Source organism: Allochromatium warmingii, from assembly GCF_900107145.1.
In the GTDB taxonomy this organism is placed as follows: Bacteria; Pseudomonadota; Gammaproteobacteria; order Chromatiales; family Chromatiaceae; genus Thermochromatium; species Thermochromatium warmingii.
The window spans coordinates 36,550-63,221 of record NZ_FNOW01000010.1; the positions used below are offsets into that span (position 1 = coordinate 36,550).

Sequence of the window (26,672 nt, forward strand, 5' to 3'; positions counted from 1 at the left end):
TTTTATCAAACTTTCACCCCTTCATCGACGAAAAGAACTCATCATTGGTCTTCGTCGCCTTGAGTTTATCGTGCAAAAACTCCATTGCTGCTAACTCATCCATCGGATGCAGAATTTTGCGTAGAATCCACATCTTCTGTAATTCCGCCTGACCCATCAATAATTCCTCGCGGCGCGTGCCAGAGCGATTGATATTGATTGCTGGAAAAATCCGCTTTTCGGCAATGCGTCGATCCATGTGGATTTCCATATTGCCGGTGCCTTTAAACTCTTCGTAAATTACATCATCCATGCGCGAGCCGGTATCCACCAGTGCCGTCGCTAAAATCGTCAGCGATCCGCCTTCCTCGACATTTCGCGCCGCCCCGAAAAAGCGTTTAGGCCGCTGCAACGCATTGGCATCTACACCGCCGGTCAATACCTTGCCCGACGAAGGAACAACGGTGTTATAGGCGCGTGCCAGCCGCGTAATTGAATCAAGCAAAATCACCACATCACGCTTGTGCTCAACTAAGCGTTTTGCTTTTTCGATCACCATTTCGGCAACCTGAACATGCCGCGTCGCCGGTTCATCAAAGGTCGAAGAAATCACCTCACCACGCACCGAACGCGCCATTTCGGTGACTTCTTCCGGGCGCTCGTCAATTAACAGCACAATCAAATAGCAATCAGGGTGATTATGGCCGATTGACTGGGCGATGTTTTGCAGCATCATGGTCTTACCGGCTTTTGGCGGCGACACAATCAAGCCGCGCTGACCTTTGCCAATCGGGGCAACTAAATCAATGGTGCGTGCGGTAATATCTTCGGTGCTGCCATTGCCAATTTCCAGCGTCAGGCGTTTTTGCGCAAACAGCGGTGTAAAATTCTCAAACAGAATTTTATTTTTTGCGTTTTCGGGACGGTCATAATTAATATCATTGACCTTCAGTAACGCGAAATAGCGTTCGCCGTCTTTCGGCGGGCGAATTTTGCCCGAAATCGTATCGCCAGTGCGCAGCGCAAAGCGCCGAATTTGACTCGGCGAAACATAAATATCATCTGGCCCGGCAAGATAGGACGCATCCGCCGAGCGCAGAAAACCGAACCCATCCGAAAGGATCTCCAGCACCCCGTCGCCATAAATATCTTCGCCTTTTTTGGCCTGCGCCTTAAGAATAGCGAAGATTAAATCCTGCTTACGCGAACGGCCGACGCCTTCGATATCCATGGATTGCGCCAGCGCCACCAGATTGGGCACTGGCATCTTCTTGAGTTCAGTTAGATTCATCACGGTTGTTTGTCAGAACAGAGGTCAGGGTTGGCAGGCTACGCCTCTCGCGGGAGGCGCTGTCATCGAGGTGAGCAATGAGAGAGTGAGCCGACCGGAGAGGAGGGGCATCCGACTGGATGCCCCGCGTGGATTCGGTTCGTGGTCGAGCGTTCGTGACCGACGCGGGAGTGCGCCGACGGTTGAGCCGAACGGCTCAGAGGTTACTGTCGATAAAGGCCGTCAGTTGTGACTTTGACACAGCACCGACTTTCGTCGCCTCGACTGCGCCGCCGCGAAACAGCATCAGCGTTGGGATACCGCGAATGCCGTAGCGCGGCGGGGTGCTCGGATTGTCGTCGATATTGAGCTTGGCGACCTTGACGCGCCCAGCGTACTCAGCGGCGATTTCATCAAGAATCGGTGCAATCATCTTGCACGGGCCGCACCAATCAGCCCAGTAATCGACAAGCACGGGATCCGCGCATTTCAGAACCTCTTCCTCGAAGGAATCATCGGTCACTTGGACGATGCGTTCGCTCACTGGAGTCGTCTCCCATTTTCTAGTTATCGTGGTTGGATGGATTGGCGCAGAGCTTGAAGGCAGGCCGGAACGGCGGCGCGTGTGGCTTGACAGGCGGAGCGGGGCGGACACATTGGCGTTGATCGTCGCCCTTGAGTAAGATGCTATTTGATCCAAAGCGAAGGTAATTTGCAAGCCTTGCCGTTGGTGAGGCGGCGAAACCGCTCAGCAGACCCACCCGGATGTTCACCGACTGATGACCGACACCCATCTCACTTCGACCCGCTTCGATAGCCTCGCGCTCGACCCCCGCATTTTGGCCGGTCTGGCTGAGGCGGGCTTTACCCAGTGTACGCCGATTCAGGCGGAAACGCTGCCGGTGGCGCTCACGGGCCAGGACATCGCCGGCCAAGCGCAAACCGGAACTGGCAAAACGGCAGCGTTTTTGGTTGCGCTGATGCAACATCTGCTCAATCGCACCCCAGCGCCGCACCCCGATGGGCGCAGTCGGCCACGGGCGCTGGTGCTGGCTCCGACGCGTGAACTGGCAGTGCAGATTCATCAAGATACGCTGCTGCTGGCCAAGCATACTGGGTTGCGCTCGACCGTGGTGTTTGGCGGCACCGGCTATCAGGAGCAACGCGAGGCGCTGGCGCAGGGCGTGGAGATTGTCATTGGCACGCCCGGACGCTTGATTGATTATTACAAACAGCAAGTCTTTGATTTACAAGGCATTGAAGTCGTCGTGCTCGATGAAGCGGATCGCATGTTCGATCTGGGCTTTATTAAGGATATTCGCTATCTATTCCGGCAGATGCCGCCGGTTGAGCAGCGATTGGGGATGCTGTTTTCGGCGACGCTCTCCTATCGCGTCACTGAATTAGCGTATGAACACATGAATCAGCCGCGTTTGGTCAAAATCGAAACCGAACAGGTAACGGCGGATCGCGTGCGTCAAATCTGCTACATGACCGCAAATGAGGAAAAAATACCCCTGCTGCTAGGTCTGATTCGTGGCTGGCCGGAAGGTCGGATTATCGTCTTTGTCAACACCAAGCGCGAAGCGGATCGCGTCTGGGGCTATCTTCAGGGTAACGGTATTGATACGGCGGTGCTTTCAGGCGATGTGCCGCAACCGAAACGGCTGAAGCTACTGCGCGATTTCACCAACGGTAGCTTGCCGGTGCTGGTCGGCACTGATGTCGCGGCACGCGGTCTGCATATTCCCGATGTGACCCATGTCGTGAATTACGATCTGCCGGAAGATCCGGAAGATTATGTGCATCGCATTGGGCGCACGGCACGGGCGGGCGCGGCTGGGGATGCGGTCAGCTTTGTGTGCGAAACCTATGCGTTTTGTTTACTGGATATTGAGCAATACATTGAGGCTAAAGTGCCGGTTGCGCCGGTCGATCCGGCGTTGCTGGCCGAGGTCGATCCGCGCAGTCGCTTACGTCCAGAACGCGCTGACCGCGAGGAGCGGCGCGATAGTCGCGGGCGTCTTGGGGAGCGGAGCAGCAGTCGTCGCGTTGGGCGTGAGCCGCGTCCTGAGCGTGAACGTCCAGAACGTCCAGCGCGTTCGCTGGTGCCTCCGCCGCCCGCTGCACCGGAGCGTCTGGATCCGCCAATCCGCGATCTCAGCGAAGCTGCGCCGAGTGTAGTCAATACGCTACAACTGCGCTTTAAGCCGCTTGATGAGCGATTTTTTGAACAGCTCGTCGATGAGTGGCCGGTGCGTGTTGGCGCTGAGATTGAGATTCCTGATATGCCGCAAGTGCGCCGGATTCGACGGATGCGCGGGCAGCTTGAACCAGCGGCGCTGACCAGTCCACCCATCGCGCCGCGTGCCGTGACTGCCGCAAGTGCGCCGACTGAACGGTCAGCATCGGAGCGTGATAACCGGTCGGCGGTGACTGACACGGCAGTGACTGAAGCGCGTGCGAACAAACGGCGGCGGCGACGCAAGCCGAATCGTGACGCCCATCCACATTCCGTGAGCGGTGAGCCTGTGGTCGATCAAGCGCCCGAAGCGGTGGATTGAGCGGCGCTGCGCAGAGTGGGCAAGAGTGCGGAAAAATCGTTGATTGCGGCAAAGTCGTCGAGCTGGCGCGGTGGCTGTTTGGAATCCGGAGCCGTCACCGCAAGCAACCAGCGCAGGCCGGCCGCCCGCGCCGCACGGAGCACGCTGGCATTGTCGTCGATAAACAGCGTGCGCTCTGGATCGAAGGGTTCAAGCTGCTGGAATGCGGGCCAAAATTCCGGCGCTTCTTTAGCGATTCCGAGATCGTGCGCGGAAATCACACGCTCTAAATGCCCAGCTAATGACGTGCGCTCGAATTTAAGCGCCAGCGTTTTTTGATGGGCATTGGTGACCAGCACCCGCCGTTTGCCGAGTGCGGCCAGCGTCTCTAAAAACTCCGTGACGTGCGGATGCACGGCAATCAAGTGCTCAACTTCGCGTTTGAGCAGGACGATATCTAGGCCGAGTTCGCGGCTCCAATGATCGACGCAATACCAGTTAAGCGTCCCTTCGATATCACGATAACGTGCGAGTAATTCAGCGCGGGCCGTTGCAAATGGTAGGTTACGGGCTTCAGCGTAACGGCGCGGGACGTGTTCAAGCCAAAAATGATTGTCGAAGTGCAAATCAAGCAGCGTGCCGTCCATGTCAAGTAGCACGGTGTTGATTTGGGGCCAGGGGATGGGATAAGCATTCATAATGCTGTCATAATGTATTTAACTCAGCACCAATCTCCAGCAAGCGATTATTGATAGCCTCAGCGTCCAAAACATGAGTCAACACATAACAGCCGGGGAAATTCATCAAACGTTCAGGGATGGCCCAAAGCTGTGGAACAACGATAGGCAAGGCCGCTATACGACAGCGATTGAGCGTATGGCTCCAAGTTTCAGGCCCAATTTTTGGGAACCACGCTAAATGCGGTGACAAAAAATGCAACCGTGCGGTGAGTTCTGATTCGGCATAAGCGCCATGCGCAATCAAGGGTGCTTCAGCTAAACAAGGTAGTGGCCAGGTAAAATCACCCAAATAATGGAATTCTAGCGGCAGCGCCCGTTTAGCAGCATCATGTGCGCAGGCGGCCAATACATTTAGGCCATTAGCCGGTGATAATGGCCCAACCACAACAATTCGTAACGGTCGATCTGCTTGCCATGAACGCGGTTGCACGGGCGGATACTGGTTTTCTGTTGTCTCGCTGACCGTGTGGGTGATAGATAACCAAACGCGACGAAAGAAATGCGGCAACGCACTCACATCAATCTTATTTGATGAGCTTTGTTCAAGGTTCAATTGCAACCAAGCATTATAAGTTGCTGTTCCCCGAAACAACGGAGGAGCCATGCGAAATAGCAAACTTTTAACACGATAGCGCGTTTGGGCTGAGAGCGGCAGACGCCACCAAAGCGGCTTCAGTCGCGCCAAAATCAAAGATCGCATCGCCCGCCAAGATCGCAAATGAACGATTGCCTGCGATGTTTGTGTCAACACGGGAATATGTTGGGCACTTTGCTTTGTTCCAATTGCAAGTGGGATCACTAAGGTTTTAACTAAAGCAGAATTGTGTATCAATGGTTGTGCAGCTTGCGGTGCTGCAATATTTAGATACTCGGCGCTATAGATGAAATCGGTATCGATCTGCACTGATGTGTCTGTTAGTTCGGTTTTGCTATCTAGCATTGCTAGCGTATTCAGCTCTGCGCCAAACGCTAACAAGCGATCATTGATCGCTTCAGCATCTAAATCATTAGGCAATAAATAAGAGCCAGGGCGATTTGCTAGGCGCTCGGGGAAAGCGCCAAGTTGCGGAGCTACGACAGGCAAAGCAGCCATAAGGCAGCCACTGAGTGTATAGCACCAAGTTTCAGGGCAGATGGCCGGAAACCACGCCAAATGCGGTGATAGAAAATGCAATCGTGCAGCAAGTTCTGATTCAATATAAGGGCCATGCGCAATCACAGGGGCTTCTGCTAAGGAAGGCAACGGCCAGGTTGAATCACCCAAGTGATGAAATTCTAATGGCAGCCCACGTTTAGCCGCATCGCGTGCGCACGCTGTGAGAACCATAAGACCCTTAGCGGGCGGCAAGTGCCCCACTACCACTACGCGCAGTGGGCGATCTGCTTGCCAGGTTCGTGCTCGCACCGGGGGATAGTATGTTAGAGCTGGCAATTGATCGTGTGCGGCTACCCGCACATGCAGTTCAGGCCAAATTCGCCGTATACGCGCAGCCGTGTCATGGCTTGGAACCAAAATGCGATCTGCACCAGCCAGCCAGTGCCCCCATGCCTGACGCCATGTGCGAATATCATGCGTTGGAAGCTGCGGATCAGCGGCTAAACACCGTTCGCACTCATGCTCAGCCGGTTGATCGCAAAACTGGCTCCTGTCGTCGAAGAGCGTGATGCGCGGACAGAGCATAAAGAAATCGTGCAGTGTCAAATCATACGGAATCGACAGGGCTTGCAAAATCTGTTGCGCTTCGGCTTCCAGACCAATTAAATGATGGACATGCGCACGTTCAATATAAAGTGTACGCAACAGCGCAATCAGCCGCTCAAAATCGAGCGTGCGTTGAAAAGTGATGGCGGCTACTTCTCCGCAACGTTGCCAAGACAACGTTAACCCGTCTTCGCCCGCTGGACGCAAAACTAATACCTCTGCTGCGTCTTCCAGCCAACGCGCTAGATCTTGAACATGACGTTCCGTACCACCGCCAAGCGCATGGGTTATGAACAGTAGACGCCGTCGTGACGAACGCGCTAGACGGCACCAATCGACGCGCTCACGCCAGCTACGCGCTGGATCACGGCGAATGTGATCACCCACTAGCAAGTCATAGGTAGGATGATGTGCTCGCATCACCTGCCCTGCTTTCTCAACTAAAGCAGCCTTATCTGCACCAAAGCTAACGCCACCACGATGGATAACGAAAACATCGGCGGCTAGACGATGACGCCAGCCGCGATAGTGAGCACGCATACTAAAATCGTTTTCTTCACCGTAACCGCGTCCGAAGGTGGCGACATCGAACAAGCCAACCGTGTCTATGCAAGCGCGGCGGATATAGGTGCAAAAACCGACCGACGTGGGGATATCAACTCCAGCACCCGGGTTGATATCACGAATCAGCGCATCCAGCGTGGCCAGATCCCAGCCATCAGGGAGCGGGTTGTCAACGCAAAACTGTGGGTAAGCGCAGATAGTCGCGCCGCTGTTAGCAAAGGGCGTAACTGTACCAATGTCCGTGCTGGCATAGGCGGCGACTCTTAGCCGGTCGAGCCAATCGTTGGCGACTTCAGCATCGCTGTTGAGCAGCACAACATCGCGCTCTGGATGTAGCTCAATACCGCGATTGACTGAAGCCACGTAGCCGAGATTCTGCGTATTCTCTAGCAGCGTGATCCGTCCCTGCGTTGCAAGCGAGCGCAGCCAAGCCCGTAGCTCTGGCTCTGGGCCAACGTCATCAATTACAACGATTTCATAGGGCGTTGTGACCGACGCATTGAATAAACTGTCGAGACAGGCTTGCGTTTCGGCGAATCCGGCATAAACCGGAACAATCACATCGACGCGTGCGACTGAGGCAACCGAAGCGGTTAACACTGGCGCAGTCTTTGAAATAGCCGCATGGCTCGGAACGCAATCGACGATAAATTGATAGGTTTCCGCATCGTCACTGGTGCGCAGAAACTCAACAACCTCACTCGGTAACGCATCTAAAACAGCCGGTGCAAATTCACTCTGTTCAATCGGCAGATGCACGCAATCAAATGTGAGTGATTGCCAGCCGCTCGTTTCTAGCAGGCGCTGGAGTGATGTACGGGTGAAAAATCGCAGATGGGTGTGATCGAGTAATCCTTCTGGCCGATAGCGCAGTTCGCCGCCGAGCAATTCAGCTAATAAGCCAATATGTGCCACGTTTGGAATAGAGAGCAGCAAATGACCGCCGTCTTTCAGCAATCCACTGAGCTGGCACAGAAGCTGTTCCGGTGCGACCAGATGTTCGAGAACATCAGCACAGAGAATGCGGTCATAGCGCGTTGCACCGACGAGCGTTGTGACATCAGTCACATTCAAATCCGCGACCCACAGCGAACGAAAGGCACGGCGTCCTAGACTAGCGGATTGGCGGTCGTACTCGATACCATCGACATAACAGGCGCACTGTTCGCTCAAATAAGTGGCCAGAACCCCTGGGCCAGTGCCGATATCCAGTACCACAGCGCCAGCAGGCACGAGACGCGCAAGCTTGGCGAGTGAATCCTGCGCGTTGGGGTCAAATGTGCGGTGATATTGATGAGACATGAAGCCTTCTCGTGACTAAATTAGCGGATCCGTTCGAGCGCAATATGCGTCATCGGAAGACCGACTAATCCGCTGGCGACGCTACTCGTGTGGGCATGGAATAACAGGGCATCGTGCGCCCAATGATGATGAATATGCTCGGCTTGCGTGCCTTCAGCAACGCCGATGTCAATGGCATAGTCGCCGCAGGGCAGAATCGGCATATCAAAGACGAAACGGGCTTCGGCGTGTTCACCAGCGGCCAGCCGGAGCGGATCGGCGGCGCGTGTCAGGTCGGTGTTATCACCAAACAGTAATTGTCCGAGACGATCTTTGACGAAAAAACCGACAATCAGGCGGCGGATATCGGTCAGCGCTGTAACTTCAATCACCAGTTGCACCGTGCTGCCGCCAATGACCCAACTCAGCGGCGCATCCTGCGCGTCGCGCAGTTCAACATGCACCGTCTTGGCTCCACCCGCGCCATAAGCGCGGGCGTCGGGTGAAAACGCAAACAGTTCGATGTCGTTACGATACGGGCTGTGATGGAGATAATCGAGCCGTTGATCGCGCTGCGGCAGGCGTGAACGCACGATTGGCATTGACGTCGGTGCCGGTGTGTTTTGGTCACTGACGCCGAGTTCACGGCGCTGTTGATCGGAGATATCAGCGAGATAACATTCACTTACCGTTTTGGCTGGCCCCTCTTGACGCACGCGCCCCTGTTCTAGCCAGATTGCCCGATTGCAGAGATTGAGAACGGCGCTGACATCATGGCTGACGAACAGCAGACTGCCGGTTTCGCGGAACTCGCGCAGAAAGCGCATACATTTTTGGGCAAAAAATCCATCCCCAACGGCCAGCGCCTCGTCGATGATCAAAATATCCGCATCTACATGGGCGATGACGGCAAACGCCAAGCGCACAAACATGCCGCTCGAATAGGTTTTAACCGGCTGGTCGATAAACGCGCCGATGTCGGCAAAGGCCGCGATGCGATCAAACCGTGCATCGACTTCAGCGGGCGTCAGGCCGAGCACACCACCATTGAGATAGACATTCTCGCGCCCGGTGAACTCAGGGTTAAAACCGGCTCCGAGTTCGAGCAGCGCCGCGATGCGGCCGCGTGTTTCAACCGTACCCATGGTTGGGGTCAGGGTGCCGCAGAGAATCTGCAACAGGGTCGATTTGCCCGAACCGTTGCGCCCGATCAGACCGAGGGTTTCACCACGTCGCAATTCAAGCGACACCTCACGCAGTGCCCAAAATTCGCGGTAGTAGCACGGTGGCGGGCGTCCTTGTAAACGTCGCAATCGCGCCATCAGCGGCTGTTTGAGCCGATCTTCGGGGCGGTCATAGACTTGATAACACTTACCGAGATCAGTGGCACGGATCATGCGATCAGCATGATGAGATGATTCAAACGACATCAGCAAATCCTCGGCGCGTGCGCTGGAACCACCAAAATCCACCCCAAGCGATAAGCAACCCAATCACGAGATAGAGCGCCAGCCCACCCCAGTGGGGCCAGTGCCCGAACAGCAGCACCTGTCGCCCTTGTTCGATCACGAAAGTGAGCGGATTGAGATAGAGCAGGGTACGTGCTGGTTCGGGCAGTGCCGAGAGCGGATAAAAGGTCGGCGAGAGAAAGAGCATCACGGTTGTCAGCAGGCCGATTGCCTGACCAATATCGCGTAAATAGACACCCACCGCCGCAAGAAACCACGCGCAGCCGATGATCACGAATACCAATGGCGCGACTACCAGCGGCAACGCCAACGCGGTCAGTGACAGACTGTGCGTGAGCAGCAGTTGTCCGGCAAGCAGCACAGCAAGACTGATGCAAAAATGAAACAGCGCCGAGCCGAGCGCCACCCAGGGCAAGATTTCCAGCGGAAAGACAACGCGCTTGACATAGCTGACATTTTCCAGAATCAGGCGCGGAGCGCGATTGACGACATCGGCAAACAGTCCATGCACAATCAATCCAGCAAACAGCACCAGACTAAAGGCCGCATGACTGTCAGCAGCCGGGCCGTCCCAGCGTGCTTTGAACACCACAGAAAAGACAAAGCTGTAGACCAGCAGCAACAGCAGCGGGTGCAGTAGCGACCACGCCAGTCCGAGCAGTGAACCGCGATAACGGCCACTCACATCGCGTCGCGTCAGTTGCACAATCAGCGAGCGATGCTGCCAGAGGCTGGCAAGCAGGGTGCGGAGCGTTGTTGAATGGTAGTGATGGGGATTCATGCGGTTTGAGTTTAGGGCAGTCGAGAGTCGAGTCGAGGCGGATTCGGAACCGCATGGCAGTGACTTGGTATAATCAAGCAGCTGAGACCTGACAGTCTAACTGTAAGGTGCCAGCAGCGGCAATCAGACGCATCGGTGTGCGTCTGTTTCAGAAATGCAACAAGCTCATTTTTGGTGCAAGCACGCAACAAATCGACCTTGATTCAGCACAACCAACTGGTTAATCTATCGACATTTAGCACGTAGAACGCATCCCTATGCAGATGCTGTTGCGCGACATCTGCAACACGGCGTTGATCGGTAAATCTGACTTTGGTTTAGTCGGTTGTGAAGTACTTGACTTGACTTTAAGTTGTTTGCGCTTGTGCGCAACCTCAGTTATTGGTAGCGTGCTTTGCTAAACGACTCTATCAGATAGGCCTGATAGATGGCTTTGATCTGTTTTATGCAAGACACCAACTGTGCTACCTGAGTCTTGAGCTTCTCCTCACCCACCCCCCTTGTCCTTGTAAGGATTGAAACATGGCTACTTCTTTGGCTTTTGACCTGTTTTATTACCTTGACCAGCGCAGCGATGTACTGTTCTACATGGCTGAGAACAAGTTGGAGCCAGATTTCGCGCTCTGGCACTTTAACAACTATGGCTGGCGCGAGGGAACCAATCCGAACGCTTCGTTCGATGTTAAGACTTATCTTGACACGTATCCTGATATTAAAGATGCAGACGTTAACCCCTTCCAGCATTTTTGGGACTATGGTGCTGCTGAAGGACGTAACCCAAACGCTGAGTTCCTCGAACAAAATATCGGAGCTAATTTCGATGCTGAGACTTATCTAGCAGCAAATCCTGATGTGAAAGCAGCTGTTAATGCCGGTACGATGCTGACTGCTTATCAGCATTATGTGTTATATGGTCAGTTTGAGGGGCGTGAAGGGCGTGTATTCGATGCTGAAAGCTATCTGGATGAGAATCCTGATGTTGCAGCGGCAGTCAATGCAGGCACGATGACGGCATATCAGCATTATGTGCTGTATGGTCAAGCAGAGGGACGTGAAGGTCAGTTCAATGTTATCGGTGAAGAAATCGGCAACGCGCCTGTCGTGACTGACGCTGAGTTTGATTTGGCACTCGGTGACCAAACTGTTGGTCAGGTGGTCGTCACGGATGCAGACGGCAACGACACGATCACGGCGCTGGACATTGTGGCTGGCAATACTGACCGTGACAACGACGGGACTTTACCGTTTGCAATTGCCACCAATGGCGACTTAACGGTTACTGACCCAGACGATGTTGTGGCAGGTAGCACGGTTGAGCTGACAGTTCGGGCGACTGATAATACGGATCTAAAGGGTGAAGGCACCGTCACGGTGAATGTTGCCGCCACTCCTGCGGCCAATGTTGTTGACTTCGATGCGACCCCTAATGCAACGGCAACGAGCGGTGTTGATATTTTTGTCTACGACTATACCAGTGTCAGTGGGCGTGCTGTCGGTTTAGATGGTTTGGTGAGTGTTGCCGGTTTCGATGCCGAGCAGGACATCATCCGCTTGGTCGATGAAGCCGGTACCATCACTGATTTGGCTGGGATACAGGCATTAGGTGGTTTGGTGGTTACATCAGATCCCTTTGAAAAGCAAACAACGCTTGACTTTGATCCGAACGCAGGTAGCGCACAGGTCATTACCCTAACTGGCATCGAACACACGCTAGAGGATTTAAACTTTCAGTTTGCTGGCAGTAGCAGTAACAGCCAGCCCATCGTCGCTGATGCGGAATTTGATCTGAATCTTGGTAGTCAAGCTGTTGGTCGAGTTGTGGTCTCAGACGCAGATGGCAACAACACTATCACGTCACTGCAAATTATCGCGGGCAATACGGACAGCGACAGCGACGGTAATTTACCATTTGCGATTGCAGTGGATGGCAGTTTAACGGTCAACGATCAAGGCGATCTGAGTGCAGGCAGCACAGTTGAGTTGACCGTTCAGGCAACTGATAATACGGGTTTGAAGGGTGAGGGCGCTGTGACAGTCAATGTCACTGGTGCAGCGGCTGCAAACATCGTTGACTTTGATACAACGCCTAACGCAACGGCAACGAGTGGTGTTGATATTTTCGTCTATGATTATACGAGCGCCAGTGGGCGTGCTGTCGGTCAAGACGGAAGTGTGACTGTGACCGGATTCGACGCGACACAGGATAGCATTCGCTTAGTAGACGCGGCTGGCACGATCACGGACTTGACCGGGCTACAAGCATTAGGTGGTTTTGTGGTCGCACCAGATCCATTTGGCAATCAAACCACACTGGATTTCGATCCGAACGCAGGTGCGGCACAAGTCATTACCCTAGTTGGCGTCCAACACGCGGTAGCAGATTTGAGCCTTGCGTTCGCCTAAGTTGTGCCAAAATGGCCGGAGTGAAATGCTCCGGCCATAATGAGTTTGAAAAATTTAGGTTCTGTACAGATTAGGATGCTGCCTACTCAGTACAGCCTATGTGAATTTAACGAGGACTAATGTATGGCCATTGCAGCCTATGGTTCGGGCAACGATAACATCGTCGCAAGCTCCAGTTATGACACCTATACTGGAGGTGGTGGTGACGATTTTTATTATATCGGCGAGGGATTAGCGCCCGGAAATTATACTTTTCGTGATGGCGAGGGAACCAATACCATTGTATTAGCTGATGGCGTATCAATCGAAAGCTCTATCTTCGTTCAAGGTGGTGCGCGTATTACGCTATCGGACGGTAATACATTTAATATTACTGGCGATATTAGCCATTGGCAGTTTGCCTTTGGTGGTAACATTCTGGCAGCCGATCCGAAAGCTGGTGCTTCAGTGCTGAATTTCACTGATGCCGCTGAGGAACTCGGAGTTACATTACCGCTCGGAAACGATCTGAATGCTCCAGCCGCGCACGGCGGTTCTGGTACAGTTAGCGCCAATGGTTTCACTGGAGAAACGACTGAAAACATTGTTGATTTGACGCTAGTTCCAGAAGCTGTCGCAACGAATGGTGCCGATATTTTCGTTTATGAATACAGCTCTGCCACTGATCGTGCGATTGGCGAAGATGGCGAAGTCAGTATTGTTGGTTTTGATGCAGCACATGACAGCATTCGCCTAGTCGATACAGCGGGCAAGATCACTGATATCGAAGGATTAGCGACATTAGGTGGTTTTGTCGTGGCACCTGATCCATTTAATAATGCAACCCTGCTTGATTTCGATCCTAAGGCTAATGAAGCGCAAGTTATCGAGCTATTAGGTGTGCAATTGACGCAGAGCGAGATCACATTCGACTGTGTTGTTTGAACGCATAACATTTAGTCAACGATGCCAGAAACGACAAGCGTTTTTGGTATCGTTTCTGTTTTACTTGCGCCATATATAGCGTAAGCGGTTATTCCACAATTCTTCACTTTTCCTCACCCCCTACAATCTCCCTGAAGAGGATCCTGACATGACTACTGCAGCATTTGGTATTGGCAACGACGTTATCACTGCAACCTCTAGCTATGACACCTACACCGGTGGCGGCGGCAGTGATCGCTATTTGATCAGCAATGATCTGGAAGTCGGTTCCTATACGTTCCGCGATTCTGAAGGTGAGAATTCCATTTTCTTTGAAGCTGGTACAGTCATTGACTCGACGATTTTTACTGCTACTGGTGCCAAGCTGCGTCTGAGCAATGGGACTGAGATCACGGTGATCGGCGATGTGTCGAAGTGGTCTTTTGTCTTTGGCGGTAATTTCACTAACGGCAGCACCGATCAAGCGACGGTGATGAGCTATGCGGAGATGGCCGCCGCGTTTGGGGTTCAAGATGTAGCGACTGTCACGAATCCTGACAGTGCGGATGCGCAGGGAATCGGTGGCACGACAACGAATTTGGGCATTCAGCCGAATGATGCCAGTTCGATTTTCACGCTCACTGAATTGCGTCAGGAGCTGCCGGATAGCATTCCCACTCAGGTGATGAACTACTGGGGTGATCCTGAAACCGGCGAAGGTGTTCCGGTTGCGTTGCTGTGGGGAGCGATCAACGATTATTTGTCCGATGCTGATGATATAAAAGATAACCTTTTTGACATTAATGACAGTTTGTCAGAAATTCGACTGATTACGCTTGCTGGCTTTGGGCCGAATGATACAACTAATCGAGATGATAATGTTGCTAAAGACGGCGATTACACAGGCGACTATCAGATCAATGTAACGTTGTCTGATGGCACAATTAATCAGGCTATCGTCACGCTGACTCAAGCGCAGTTTGAGTACTTGAACGGCCTGTTGTTTGATGCGGATGGCAATAGCCGTATCTTTGAGAAAGAAGTCGTTTATCAAGTTCAGGCGCGGGATAGCGACGGCAATTTAATGTTCGATGTTAACGGGGATGAAATCCTCGTTGATGCGGTAGTCGAAGGTGGCTACATCGAATATCCCGTCATTCTCACAACATCTCAGAACAACGGCGGTACCGAAGAGCCTGGCTATACTGGCAGCACGAATGACACCATTGTTGCCGCACGTTTGGAATTGCTGCACGGTGCCTACATTGACGGCGGCGCAGGTATCAATACGCTGGAAATTGATGCTAAGGGTTATTTTGCACAGCCTAAGGCGTTGCTGAATATTCAGCATATTACGGTGCAAAATCTGCCGAATGTTTATACGTATACGAACAAGGAAGGTGAAAACGCAGACATTGGTGATAACGAAAACATCAATGGCTATCCTGATGTTGCGGAAACTAATCCTGGTTCGCCCAATTCGATTCTCGATCTGTCGCGTGCTGTCGATATTGAGACGCTGACGGTTACTGAAGGCAATTTCGAAGGTTTAACAGCTCAGGCAGCGTCTGGCACACTGACGATTGCTGGTATCCGTAATGGTGTTACTACCACTCTGGATGGTGGTTTTCAGCACGACGTTACGTTGCATTACAGCAGCGTCAGTGATGCAGCGGGCACCAATCTGGTGTTCCATAACCTGAGCATGGGCGATGCGCTGAATGACCAGACCGACCCGGTTCTGAGCGTCGCGCATAACGCTGAAACCCTGAATATTCACTCCAGTGGTGCAGGCAACTTTCTGCACATGGGAAATCTGGGTGGTCAGTTAAGCACCCTGAATATCACAGGCGAAGCGCATCTGTTCATCAAGGGGGATCTGAACGCCTCATTCCACAATGATAATCCCGTTGTTATTGATGCGTCTGAGAACAGCGGCGGCGTTAATCTGAATCTGACTGATTCGCAGAACGTCACTTTTGTTGGTTCGCAAGCTAACGACCGATTCAGCGTCACCACCAGCGAATCAGATACAAACCCCTTCAATGACGAAACCGTCCTTATTGAAGGCGGCGCGGGCAATAATTATTACGAAGTTATTGGGGCTGACAAGGTTACTATCACAAATGGTGATGGCAACAATAACTACGAAATTCTGCGCGATGGCGGTACTTCGACCGATCTGCTGACCATCACCACTGGTAATGGTGATAATCACTTTGAGATTGATCAGGTTGCTACGGCAGTTCTGACGGCAGGCAATGGTGACAATCGCTTCGATATCACCTCCAACAATTCCTACGATTATCTGGTTGATGATAGCGTAGAGTTCAAGAGTGATATCACGATCACGGTAGGTGATGGTGAAAACAGCTTCGATATCGCTGCTGACGCTAACATTGGTACTGTTCATGTCACGGCAGGCAATGGTGGCAATGCGATCAATATCGAAGCCGCTACGATCAATGTGACGACCGGCACCGGCGCGGATGATATTCGCGTTGAAGGACGTGACATCACGATCAATGCAGGCGGCAGCGGTAACAACATTACGCTGGTTGGAACGGATGACGATTATACGAATGACATTTCGGAAGACAGCGGCGCACTGATTAAGATCAATGCTGGTACTGATTCAGTTATCAATCTGGGCAGTGGTACTGATCCGCAGCAGGCGGCTAATGATGATTTCCCAGGCGTGGGTGCGGTCATCGCTAAGGAAGGTTCCAGCATCACCGGCGAGAACCTCACGCTGGTTGTCGATACCATCGCTGATCTGCGTGCAGCGACTCTGGAAGGCATCACGGCTATCGTTTTAGATGACGATGCTGTTGCTTATGAAAAGAGTGATTCAGCTAACGCAGAAAATGGTGATCGTGCGCTTCTGACTCTCACTGACCAACAGCTTGGCAACCTGCTGGCTGATGGTGTCACGGTCAGTGTCGAAGGCAGTATCTTCCACACCAGCGCCCATATTAAGGTCATCGTCACTCAGGATCTGGATCTCACGTCGGCTGATTGGGCGGCGCTGCTGGCCGATCTGCCCGCAAGTGTTGATCTGATGTTCGAGATCAACGATACCGCCCAGCTCACCATCAGTGCGCAACAACTGCACACGAAGGTTGCACCGAACGGGATTAGCATCACCAATGATGGCAACACTGACCAGCTTGCTGGCAAGGTGCTGATTACCGATGCGGGCTTGGACTTCGATCCGTTCAATACTAACGATCAAGTCCGTACCACCATCGATAGCCGTGAATATATCGGCGGTTCGCTGGCGACGGGTGAGTTCGGCTTTACCCAAGCCAATGCTGATTTGACTGACGGCATCCAGCGCGATGAATGGGGCTATAACGTCCTCGTTGATCGCACGATGAACGGCTACAACCGTCCAGCCGATGCACCGTCCTACAGCCGCTTGGTCATCAATACTGACGATCAAGATGGTGTTTTAACGCCCTTCAGCACGATTGAAACCTTCCTGCGAATCGTGGGTGAAGCCGATATGGCCTTCACGCCGGTCGAAGGTGGTATCGATGATTGGGGTCGTCCGGTCGAGGGTGGATCTGCTATCGCCCTGGGTATCGACAACGGCGAGCCGACCAACACCTACATGGTGGATTTCTCCGACGCAACTGGTGCTATCACTAACCTGACGCTGGCCAACTTCGAAAAGGCCGACGCCATCTACGGCAATGGCACCACCGAAGCCAAAGCGCGTGTGAATGTCGAGTTAGGCGGCGATGTAGCTACGGACGAACAAGGTTTGGTCTCCAAAGGCGTGCAGACCTATGTAGTCACTCAAATCAACGATACCCGTGATGATGACGGTGATGCAGATACTACTACTGCCACCTTCTACACCTGCGCCACGACGCAAGACCTCGAAACTCTGGGCTTGCAGGGCAACTACGATAAGACCATTACCTTTGCTAACACCGAACAGGGTGTCAACTTCCTGATGGAAGTGGAGTACAGCAAGGCTTATGGCTATGCGGTCGGTAGCTTGGTCGGTAAGTTTGCCCGTGACGGTGCGGATGCGGTTGTCAACATTGTTGCTGATGAAAATGCTCCAGCCTCCGCAGAGCAAAAAGTTGCCGGTATTGAACTGACCAATGCCACCAGCGCCACCATCAATGTGACCGGTGGTGACATTACTATCGAAGCTCTAAGCGGTTCGGTAGCAGACTATGTCTTCGTCGCAGAAGCCAGTAGCATTACGCTGGATTCTGACTTTGAACTTGCGCTGCCTGGTTTAAGCAGCATCGACGCTTCTGCCGTTGCCGCTGATTTCACCGCAACCTTGACTGGCGCAGCGGACGGTGCTGGCTTCGACTTCACCGCCAGTGCTGGCATCACCACGCTAACTCTGGACACTGTGACCGCTGGTCATCACTCCAGCTTCACAGCGGTAGATACTGCAACCTTCAAGCTGATCGTTGCGGAAGGCACGACCGATCTGTCTGCTGCCACTTTGACGGGCGTGGATAGCGTGGCCCTGAAGGATAAGGCCGTTGTCGCCCTGTCTCAGGCGCAAGTGAATGCGATTGGTCAGGTCAATATCACTCTGGCTCATCCGGGCGTTGATGGTGCCGTCCATGTCACCGATCTTGGCGCTCAAGCCTTCGATTCCACTGCGTTTGGCGATGGTGTGGCGGTGGAAATCACTATGGCAGAGGAGGGAACCTCGGTTCTCGATTCTACGACCGACCTTTCTAATGTCCGCGCCTTCGACATGAACGGTGCAAACGTCACTATGACCGCTGCCCAACTAATTCAGTTGGCTACCAGCTTGGCGGCCACTGGTGATATGAATGCTTTTATCAGCGACCTTGACGGCGCGGTTCTGAACATCACCGACGTTACTCAGGCCCATGCAGATTGGAGCATTGAGTTCAATGGTCAGGTGTTTAACTTCAGTGATCTATTAGTTTACTTCTCGACGTACGACGGCTTAGCGGGCACCCTGACCTTAGCCGAGAGTGTCAATCTGTCTGCTGGTGCAACCTTTGGTGCCCTGAACTTCGATGTAGTCATGGGCGATAACCTGACCTTAGGCATCGCCACGCAGGTGCAAGCCGACGGTCTGGTTGTCAATGGCGGTGTTGGTTCCACCATTGATCTGCTGTTCAGCGGTCTGGATAACACAGACGCGGATCATATCGACGCCTCTGGCTACAGTGTTGCCACGTTGCGCTTCCTTGCCAGCTTGCTGACCCCTGAAGAAAGCAACATCGACAGCATCTTCCGCCAACTGCCGGAAACTGTGGTTAAGTCTATCTACAACAACGGTGTTGATTTGGTAGACCAGACTGTCACCGTAGAAGCTGGCACCTTCACTCAGGGCTTCATCCTAGATCACCTGACCCAGGCCAACATTGAGCTGGAAGATGTCACCATCAATCTTAATGGTGGCACCAACGTTAATGGCAATATTTCCCTGATGGTTACGGATAAAGAGGATGGCTCCATCCAGACCTACCTCAAGACGCTGACCATCAACTCCACTGGTACTGAGCCGAATCCGCAGAATGGTAATACAGCCAACATCATCACCGGTAATCTAACCAGCCAGGGCATTGATGGGGTAACGAATGACAACGCCCTGCTGGATATCACCATCAACGCCGGGCAAGCACTGCAATTGGGCGGCATTGTTTTTGAATCGGTCGTCAACACCAATGAGGTGGCTCAACTCACCGTCACCGGCACTGCCAACGTGCGCATCGGTGAGCTGGACACCCAAGACGACGATGTTGATGGTCTGAACGTCGTCAACACCGGCACCGGCACGCTGACGGTCGGGATCGACGCGGGCAAGATCGATGCGGCTGATGACCTGAGCTTCACCGGCACTGGCCCCATCGTGCTCAGCATCGCGAGTAACGTTGATCTGAGCGATGACATCCTCACGGCTGTCACGCGCATCAATCTGGAAGCTGGTGCAGAACTGACCCTGACGATGGCTCAGGCCGACGCCATTGGTGCGGCTGACTTCACCATTGCGGCTGGCAATAACGCTACCCTGAACCTGAAGGGCTTGAACGACGAACCCTTCGCCGTGGCCAACTACGCGGATGGCATCGTCATTGGATCGCTGACCATCGCCAACCTGCCCGTGGTGACGCTGCACGAGGATACCAATCTGACTGGCATTAACAGTCTGGTGGTTCCAGCAGGCACGGTGCTCAATCTGACAGCGGCACAGTTCCAGCAACTGACGGATGCGGGTGAGATTACCGGTGTTGGCGGGACGACGGACTTCACCGTCAACATCACCGACCTGACTCAGGCCGATGTGGCGGGTGGATTCGACCTGTCCGGTATTACGGCTGGTACGCTGACCCTTACGTTAGCGCAAGATGTCAGACTGCTAGCAGCCGATGATCTCAACGACGCAGACATCAACATCGGCGGCTTCACCTTCACCCTGCCGCAAGTCAGCATGGCGGATGGGCTGAACATCACCGGCACCGTCGGCAGCGTGCTTAAGTTCGTCGATATGCAGGTTGATCCTGTCGTTCCGCCCGCTACTTCTTCAGCCGACTATATCGACGCTTCCGGCTTCGCGGTTGATGAGCTGCACATGACCGCGCTGTTAGTTGCTGGCCAGAACGTCGATCAGATCTTCCAGGGCTTGGCTGAAAGCGTAACCAAAGTCGTGACCGACGACTATGGCTATGTCGATGGCACGAATCAGATCGTCGTGATCGAGGCTGGTAGCACCGTTAATGATGATGTCGCTTTCATCAAGGAAGAAGCTGAGGTCGAGATTCGCGAATTTACGCTCAATCTCGAAGGCGGTGTGGTACTCGCAGGCGATGTCAATCTGTCTACGGTTGATGCCCAGTCGCTGATTCCGCTGCGTTTGCAGACGGTGACTATCAACTCGACCGGCACAGCCGAGAACGTCGCCGCCGGCGGCACCGCGAACGTGATTAAGGGCGATTTGACCTCGGTGGCCTTCGCTAACCCTGGTTATATCCCCAACAACCTGCTCAATGTCGCCATCACTGCCGAGCAAGCGTTGAACATGGGCGGCATTGTGTTTGAGTCGGTGACGAACGCCGACCATGATGATGGTATTGCCGTCAACGATAACACCGCCGCTACCGCCACGCTGACCGTCACCGGCACGGCGGCTGTCGATGTCGGCACACTCGACACCAGCGACGACGATGTTGATGGTCTCAACGTGGTCAACAATGGCACCGGCACCCTGTCGGCGATTGTCAACGCAGCTAACATTGACCAAGACTTGGACAACAACGACGCTCTGAGCTTCACCGGCACCGGCGATATTGCGCTGACGGTTGTGGGCAACGTCAACCTGTCCGACGACACACTGGACGCAGTACGTGCTATTGACGTGGTTGAAGACGGCGAACTGACGCTCTCCTATACGCAGTTCACTGACTTGGGTGTTGCGGCTGTGACCGTGATTGATGGCAGCGATGCTGGCACCGTAATTGGTAATGCCACGCTGAACATCAACGGCTACACCGGTGCCGCGTTCGACGCAACGACGCTGGACACGCATTTCACCACGGTGACGGTGTCGTTGGCAGATCAGGATGTGACATTAGCCGCTGGCGTCAATCTGACCAATGTCACGTCCATCGAGGTGCAGGAAGGGCGCACGCTCACCCTGACGGCGGCTCAGTTCCAGCAATTGGCAGGCATTGGCACGATCACCGCAGTGAATACCGATGGTGACGGAACCACTCAACCTATCAACGTTGTGATTACCGACCTGACTCAGGCCGATGTGTACACCGACGTAGATGGTAATAACGTTGTCGATCCGGCGGAAATCTTCAACCTGATCGGCATTGACAACGCCAATATCACGGTCAAGCTGGGTCAGGCATCCGTCGATCTCGGCCATTATGTAGATGGTGTGCTGGAGCCGGGTACGGCGTCCGTGCTCAATGGTGCGTCTTTCGAACTGACCGACGGTCAGACGCTGGGTATTGCTAACTTTACCCAAGCGAATGGTTTGGCTGTGACAGGCACGGGCAACACCACGCTGGTCTACAAGTTCAGTCCCCACACCACCGCCCTGAATACTCAGATCGATGCTTCGGGCTATGGTGTTGCGGTTCTAAAAGCCCTCGCCACCGGGTTTGTTGTTGACAACAACAGCAACAATGTCGAGTTCTCCATCGACGATCTGCCAAATTCGGTCGAGCTGCGTCTGTATGCAGATCCGGCCGACCTCGGTTTCCTCGATCCGACCTACCGCGTGGTGGTCATCGAAGCAGGCGTCAGCACTCCGGCCAGCCTGATCTTCAACGACTACGATGCCACGGATGAAGTGCGAACCCTGGATCTCACGCTGGAAGGTGGCGCGACCCTAGCCGGTAATCTGGAGATCCCGACTCGTACCGATAAGGATGGAAGCTATGGTCTGACCCAGTTCTTCGACACCCTGACGATTCGTTCTACGGGTGATGCGGTCAATACCATCACGGGTGACATCTCCACGGCTACATTGCTTGGTGCGCCTAACACCAGCGAAAACAACCTACTCAACGTGGTTATCAACGCACAGCAGGACTTGGTGATTGGTACCTATGTCGGTGGCGTGCACAACAGTGACGGTGACATCGTCTTCAACAATCAGGATCCGGATGCGCTTGACGACGCCGCCGCTAACCTGACCGTCACCGGCGATGCTAATGTGACGCTGCATGGCATTGATGTGTCCGACGCTGTTGATGGCGGCATCTCGGTGCTCAACATCGCAGCTACCACCGCTGGTACCCTGACTCTGACCGGCGGCACAGCAGCCATTGCGGCTGATAATGTCGAGCAGATTATCTTCACCGGCACCAGTGACATCGTCATGGGTAGCAATGACGACGGCGCAGGCGCTGAGGGTATTACCTCAGACACGTTGTCGTTGATCGATGCCTCAGGGTTGAGTGGCGACCTGACCCTAGCCGAAATCACTGTAGATAACACCGACTTCAGTTTCATTGCTGGAACTGGCGTCACGACGCTGACCGTTGAAACCGAAACGTTGAACGCTGACTGGAACGGTGTAGATGATGTTGATGGCAACGGTGATGACGAGCCGGGCTGGTCGTTCGATCTGAGCAACGCCGCAGTTGGTTCCGAGCTGCATCTGGGCGCTAACACCTACACCAGTGGCGATCTCTCCATCGAGCTGGGCGCTAACGCGATCCTGTACATCGATGCCACTACGGATCTGACAGCCCTAAACAGCCTGACGATCACCGGCACTCAAAACCATGCCATCGTGCTGGCCGACGAAGTTCAATTGACGCTGACGGCGGCGCAAGCCAATGGTCTACATATCATCGCCGGGCCGGATACCAATGGTGATGGCATTCGTGGAGTCGTCAACATCGTCGATCTGATGAGTGACACGGCTTCTATTAACCGTGTCTATGACTTCAGCGGTATTGCTCAGGAGGTTGCTGGCACGATCAAGTTCTACGAGGGCGATCCTTTAGCGAATCCGGTTATTCCGCCAACTCAGGATGTCACGCTCGACGCGACGACCGATCTCGGCTTCATGAGCATCACGCTGCAAGATTTGGACGGCGATAGCAACAGTTTGGATGGTCAAACCATCCGTTTCACCACTGAAGCCCAAGCCAACCGTGAGATCATCGTTAGTCAGAATCCTGATCTTGCAGTTGATCCTTTACAAGGCGACAGCTCCACTAACGTCATCTGGCTGTTCAACCAGATTGCAGCGACAGTCGATACGGCGGCTTACGATCCGGCCATCGGGCGGCTGTGGGTGAGCGAAGATCTCATCAACGCTGAAGGCGGTGATGTCGAGCAGTTGTTCACCACGCTGCCGAGCACCATCTTGCGCGTTGATTTCACCGACCTCACTGCGCTAAACATCCTGTTGGACTCCGATAATGTTGACCGCACAGTCGAGTTCGTGAACTTCGCCGCCGTCAATAACCTGACCTTCAGCGACACGGGTGCAACTCCAGAGGAGCATATCGAGAATCTCACCCTCAAGTTGGGTGGCCAGGTGACACTGGGCAATATTCTGCTCGACGATGTGGTCGCTGGCGCGAACACCAACCCAGCTTCGGTGAAATTCGATACGCTGACAATCGAGTCGCATCGTGCGCTGCATGAAGATCACTTCCTAGCAGCCGAGGCGTACCTCAACGATAACGACGGTCAGGCCGAAATGCGTGACGGGATCGACGAGGATACGGATAACGATGATCCCGAAAACGCGCTGCCGATCAACTTGAACACCGTCGGCAACATTGGCGTTGGTGCGCGGCACGATGTCAATTTGATGAATGTGTTTATCAATACGTTGGAGCTTTCAACAGTCGGTAATGGCTCAAATGGTTCAGGTGCAGCCCTCACCGTCGGCACCATTACCTACGAGAACGGCAACGCTACACTAGCCGCTAACAACGCAGATCGTGATGCGCTGCTCGACATCACCGGTACCAACAACATCACCATCGGTGCGATCAATACGGCTGATGCCGACATCACCGGCTTAACTGTTGATGCCACTGGCTTTACGGCTGTGCTAACTGCTCCGGGGGCAAGTCCGGCCTTCCAGCTCGACAACACTGAGCAGCTGACATTCACCAACGGAGATAGTTTGAACGGCACTATCACCCTCGGCAGCGCCGTCAACGCGGGCATTGCAGGTAACGAGCTGTCGTTTATCAATGCTGCCGATTATGACGGCATATTGAACCTCGGTATCGTTGCTCAGATTGATAGCACGAATGATGACCGTAATGCGGATGGCGATACCACAGACTTGGGTGATGCGGCCTTCAACTTTGTTAGTGGTTCGGGCATCACGACCATGACCCTCGGCACGGCTAATGGAAAAACGCCGACGTTGAATGCCGGTCAGACTTGGACCTTTGACTTCAGTGCTGCAGGGGCAGCAGCGGGAGTAGTTAGCCGACTGACCATCACCGACGATGTCGTGTTCCAAGCAGGTGGCAACCTCAACATCACCCTGAATGCCAACACCGTCCTCTATATTGATGACAATGTTGATCTGAGTGCCGTGAATCTGGCTGTCACGAATGGTCGTATCGAGGTGCTTGCTGGTTACACGCTGACCTTGTCAGTTGCGCAGGCTCTAGCATTGACCGTTAATGTTGAGGGTGCTGGTACCGTGAAGATCATTGGCAATGCCGATGATGTTAACGGCGTAACCTTAGGACAGCATCTGAAAACCGCCAACGTCGATCTGTCGGCTGTAGTTTTGACGGCGGCTGATGGTGTCTTAGCGACGGCTGGAGATGAGGTGCTTGATGTGACGCTGCCGGGTGCAATTTTGCCACCTGCCGTTGCTATTGCCGCGCAAACCGTCACAGGTTCAGCTAACAACGATGCCATTGTGTTAGCTAATGCCAACAACATCGTCACAGGCGGTGCTGGAAATGACACCATCAACATCAATGCTGGTGGCCACAACACCATCAACGTTGATGCTGGTACCGATACCATTGTTGGTTTGGATACCGTTGCCGGTGTGGCTCCTGCCGGTGGAAGCGATGCGTTGGTGGTCTCGGCTGGAGCAACAGCTAATGCAGAGATTGCAGACATATTTGTCGCTACAGCAACCACCAGCAATGCCGGTACGGTCAATTTGACAGGTGCAGATGGAACGGCTGTGGAGATCGACATGACACTGGCCACCGGTACCACTGGCTATAACATTGATGGTGGTGAGAGTGATGATCCCCATGTTGTAAGTGATGGCGATATCCTGATTGGTAGTGCCTTCGCGGATACCATCAACGGCGGTAACGACACCCAAGAAGCTGCAGGTGATGTTGATGTGCTGACCGGCAATGGTGGCGCGGATACTTTTGTGTTTGAAGTCAGTCAAAGTAATCCTATTGAACTGACTGAAACACCAGCGGGTACGGTTGGTCGTGATGTAGAGCAGTGGGATTTCGATCCTAATGGAACCTTAAATGCAACGGCTTTTAATTTGGATAACAATGGCAACCAGAGCGTAACCGTACTGTTCCGAAATAACGAAACTGCAACGAGCTTCACTATCCTCGATGATGTCAGCATCGACTTTACATCTGGTGATGCTATTGCAGCGCGTATTGCTACGGAACTCGGCATTCGTGGTGTGGCAGCAGCTTATGATGCGACCACTGATCTTCTAACCTTGACCGGCACAGCAGGCCAGTCAGTAGAAATCATGGGTATAACCCCGACGGCTGCCTGGGCTGTTCCTGCTGATGCGCCAATTGAAGTGGCTGGATATGATGCAGGCGCAGGAAACGATGTGCCCCAGATTACCAATGTGACTGTTGGTACAGGTGACCTAGCCGCCACCGCTGTGGCCGGAGAGATCTATAGCATTACGGTTGGACTTGCAGAAGGTAGCGACTTTACTTTCGAGTATACGGCTGTAGGTGGTGAAACTGAGGTTCAGATTGCTAACCAACTTGAGGCAGGATTAGATGCCTTGAGTGCTGAATACACAGCTGTAGTTGCGGGTAATGTCATCACCATCACCGATGCTAATGCAGACAATGGTGGCTTCACAGTAGACTTGGATAACAACCCCGGCATTAGCGGAACTGGTGCCTCTGCGTTGGGGGCTGGTGCGGGAGTCTGGGCAGATACTTATGCCGATATCATCACCGACTTTGTTTCGGGTGTTGATAAGATCCAGTTGGGTATAGCGGCTGGTACCAATGCCAACTACATGGAAGCAGTTGGCGTTGCTGACTACGCAACGGCCTACGCCGCAGCAGACGCAGCCATGAACGGTACGATCCTTTACTACCTGACCTCGGCTACCGATCTGGATGGTGCTGCCGGCCCTGGTACCGATGGCGCGGGCTTGCTGTTCTTTGATGCTAATGGCGACCAGAACGTAGATGGAGTCATTGCTTTGACTGGCATTTCCTCTGCCAACTTCGACGAGCAGGACATCATTCTCTAATAGCAAGGTAGAGCAAGGTAGGATGGGTAGAGTGACCACGGTATGACGCTGAATGTTGGCACGGATGCCGATTGGTCAC

10 protein-coding genes are annotated in these 26,672 nt (G+C 53.5%); 4 read left to right on the plus strand and 6 right to left on the minus strand.

From position 1 onward, the window contains the following. Positions 1–13: 13 nt before the first annotated feature. Positions 14–1,270, minus strand: a complete 1,257-nt coding sequence (rho, locus tag BLW10_RS04800; RefSeq protein WP_091332664.1) for a transcription termination factor Rho — start codon at positions 1,268–1,270, stop codon at positions 14–16. A gap of 196 nt (positions 1,271–1,466) precedes the next feature. After that, entirely contained in the window at positions 1,467–1,793 is a 327-nt protein-coding gene (trxA, locus tag BLW10_RS04805) for a thioredoxin TrxA (RefSeq protein WP_091332665.1), read from the minus strand. A 235-nt stretch (positions 1,794–2,028) separates the two neighbouring features. Here trxA and BLW10_RS04810 point away from each other — a divergent pair, with 235 nt between their 5' ends. After that, positions 2,029–3,813: a DEAD/DEAH box helicase gene (locus BLW10_RS04810; protein WP_091332666.1), complete on the plus strand. Its 1,785-nt coding sequence runs from the start codon at positions 2,029–2,031 to the stop codon at positions 3,811–3,813. Here BLW10_RS04810 and yrfG read toward each other — a convergent pair. Genes yrfG through BLW10_RS04830 form a run of 4 tightly spaced genes read right to left on the minus strand, consistent with a single transcriptional unit; the run spans position 3,789 to position 10,329 of the window. Continuing rightward, positions 3,789–4,490 (minus strand): GMP/IMP nucleotidase, encoded by a 702-nt coding sequence (yrfG, locus tag BLW10_RS04815; protein ID WP_091332667.1) that lies wholly within the window; start codon positions 4,488–4,490, stop codon positions 3,789–3,791. The two genes, BLW10_RS04810 and yrfG, sit on opposite strands and share 25 nt — an antisense overlap. A 7-nt stretch (positions 4,491–4,497) precedes the next feature. Further along, positions 4,498–8,100, minus strand: a complete 3,603-nt coding sequence (locus tag BLW10_RS04820) for a methyltransferase domain-containing protein (protein WP_091332668.1) — start codon at positions 8,098–8,100, stop codon at positions 4,498–4,500. A 20-nt stretch (positions 8,101–8,120) separates the two neighbouring features. Continuing rightward, a complete protein-coding gene (locus BLW10_RS04825; RefSeq protein WP_245709097.1) occupies positions 8,121–9,509 on the minus strand; it encodes an ABC transporter ATP-binding protein in 1,389 nt (462 codons plus the stop codon). Next, a complete protein-coding gene (locus BLW10_RS04830; RefSeq protein WP_091332670.1) occupies positions 9,499–10,329 on the minus strand; it encodes an ABC transporter permease in 831 nt (276 codons plus the stop codon). Before BLW10_RS04830 ends, BLW10_RS04825 begins: the two co-directional genes overlap by 11 nt. Positions 10,330–10,851: 522 nt before the next feature. Here BLW10_RS04830 and BLW10_RS04840 point away from each other — a divergent pair. The 3 genes from BLW10_RS04840 (at position 10,852) to BLW10_RS04850 (ending at position 26,593) form a co-directional block, all read left to right on the plus strand. Beyond that, the gene (locus BLW10_RS04840) at positions 10,852–12,732 is read left to right on the plus strand and encodes a cadherin repeat domain-containing protein (RefSeq protein WP_143117008.1); all 1,881 of its coding nucleotides are present in this window, start codon (positions 10,852–10,854) and stop codon (positions 12,730–12,732) included. Between the two features lie 123 nt (positions 12,733–12,855). Continuing rightward, entirely contained in the window at positions 12,856–13,656 is an 801-nt protein-coding gene (locus BLW10_RS04845) for a hypothetical protein (RefSeq protein ID WP_091332674.1), read from the plus strand. A 148-nt stretch (positions 13,657–13,804) separates the two neighbouring features. Beyond that, positions 13,805–26,593 (plus strand): beta strand repeat-containing protein, encoded by a 12,789-nt coding sequence (locus BLW10_RS04850; protein WP_091332676.1) that lies wholly within the window; start codon positions 13,805–13,807, stop codon positions 26,591–26,593. Positions 26,594–26,672 lie beyond the last annotated feature (79 nt).

Excerpts from the sequence above, each read along its gene's own strand:
- rho (WP_091332664.1), bottom strand. The coding sequence starts at position 1,270 with ATGAATCTAACTGAACTCAAGAAGATGCCAGTGCCCAATCTGGTGGCG.
- BLW10_RS04810 (WP_091332666.1), top strand. The coding sequence starts at position 2,029 with ATGACCGACACCCATCTCACTTCGACCCGCTTCGATAGCCTCGCGCTC.
- yrfG (WP_091332667.1), bottom strand. The coding sequence starts at position 4,490 with ATGAATGCTTATCCCATCCCCTGGCCCCAAATCAACACCGTGCTACTT.
- BLW10_RS04820 (WP_091332668.1), bottom strand. The coding sequence starts at position 8,100 with ATGTCTCATCAATATCACCGCACATTTGACCCCAACGCGCAGGATTCA.
- BLW10_RS04825 (WP_245709097.1), bottom strand. The coding sequence starts at position 9,509 with ATGTCGTTTGAATCATCTCATCATGCTGATCGCATGATCCGTGCCACT.
- BLW10_RS04830 (WP_091332670.1), bottom strand. The coding sequence starts at position 10,329 with ATGAATCCCCATCACTACCATTCAACAACGCTCCGCACCCTGCTTGCC.
- BLW10_RS04840 (WP_143117008.1), top strand. The coding sequence starts at position 10,852 with ATGGCTACTTCTTTGGCTTTTGACCTGTTTTATTACCTTGACCAGCGC.
- BLW10_RS04845 (WP_091332674.1), top strand. The coding sequence starts at position 12,856 with ATGGCCATTGCAGCCTATGGTTCGGGCAACGATAACATCGTCGCAAGC.
- BLW10_RS04850 (WP_091332676.1), top strand. The coding sequence starts at position 13,805 with ATGACTACTGCAGCATTTGGTATTGGCAACGACGTTATCACTGCAACC.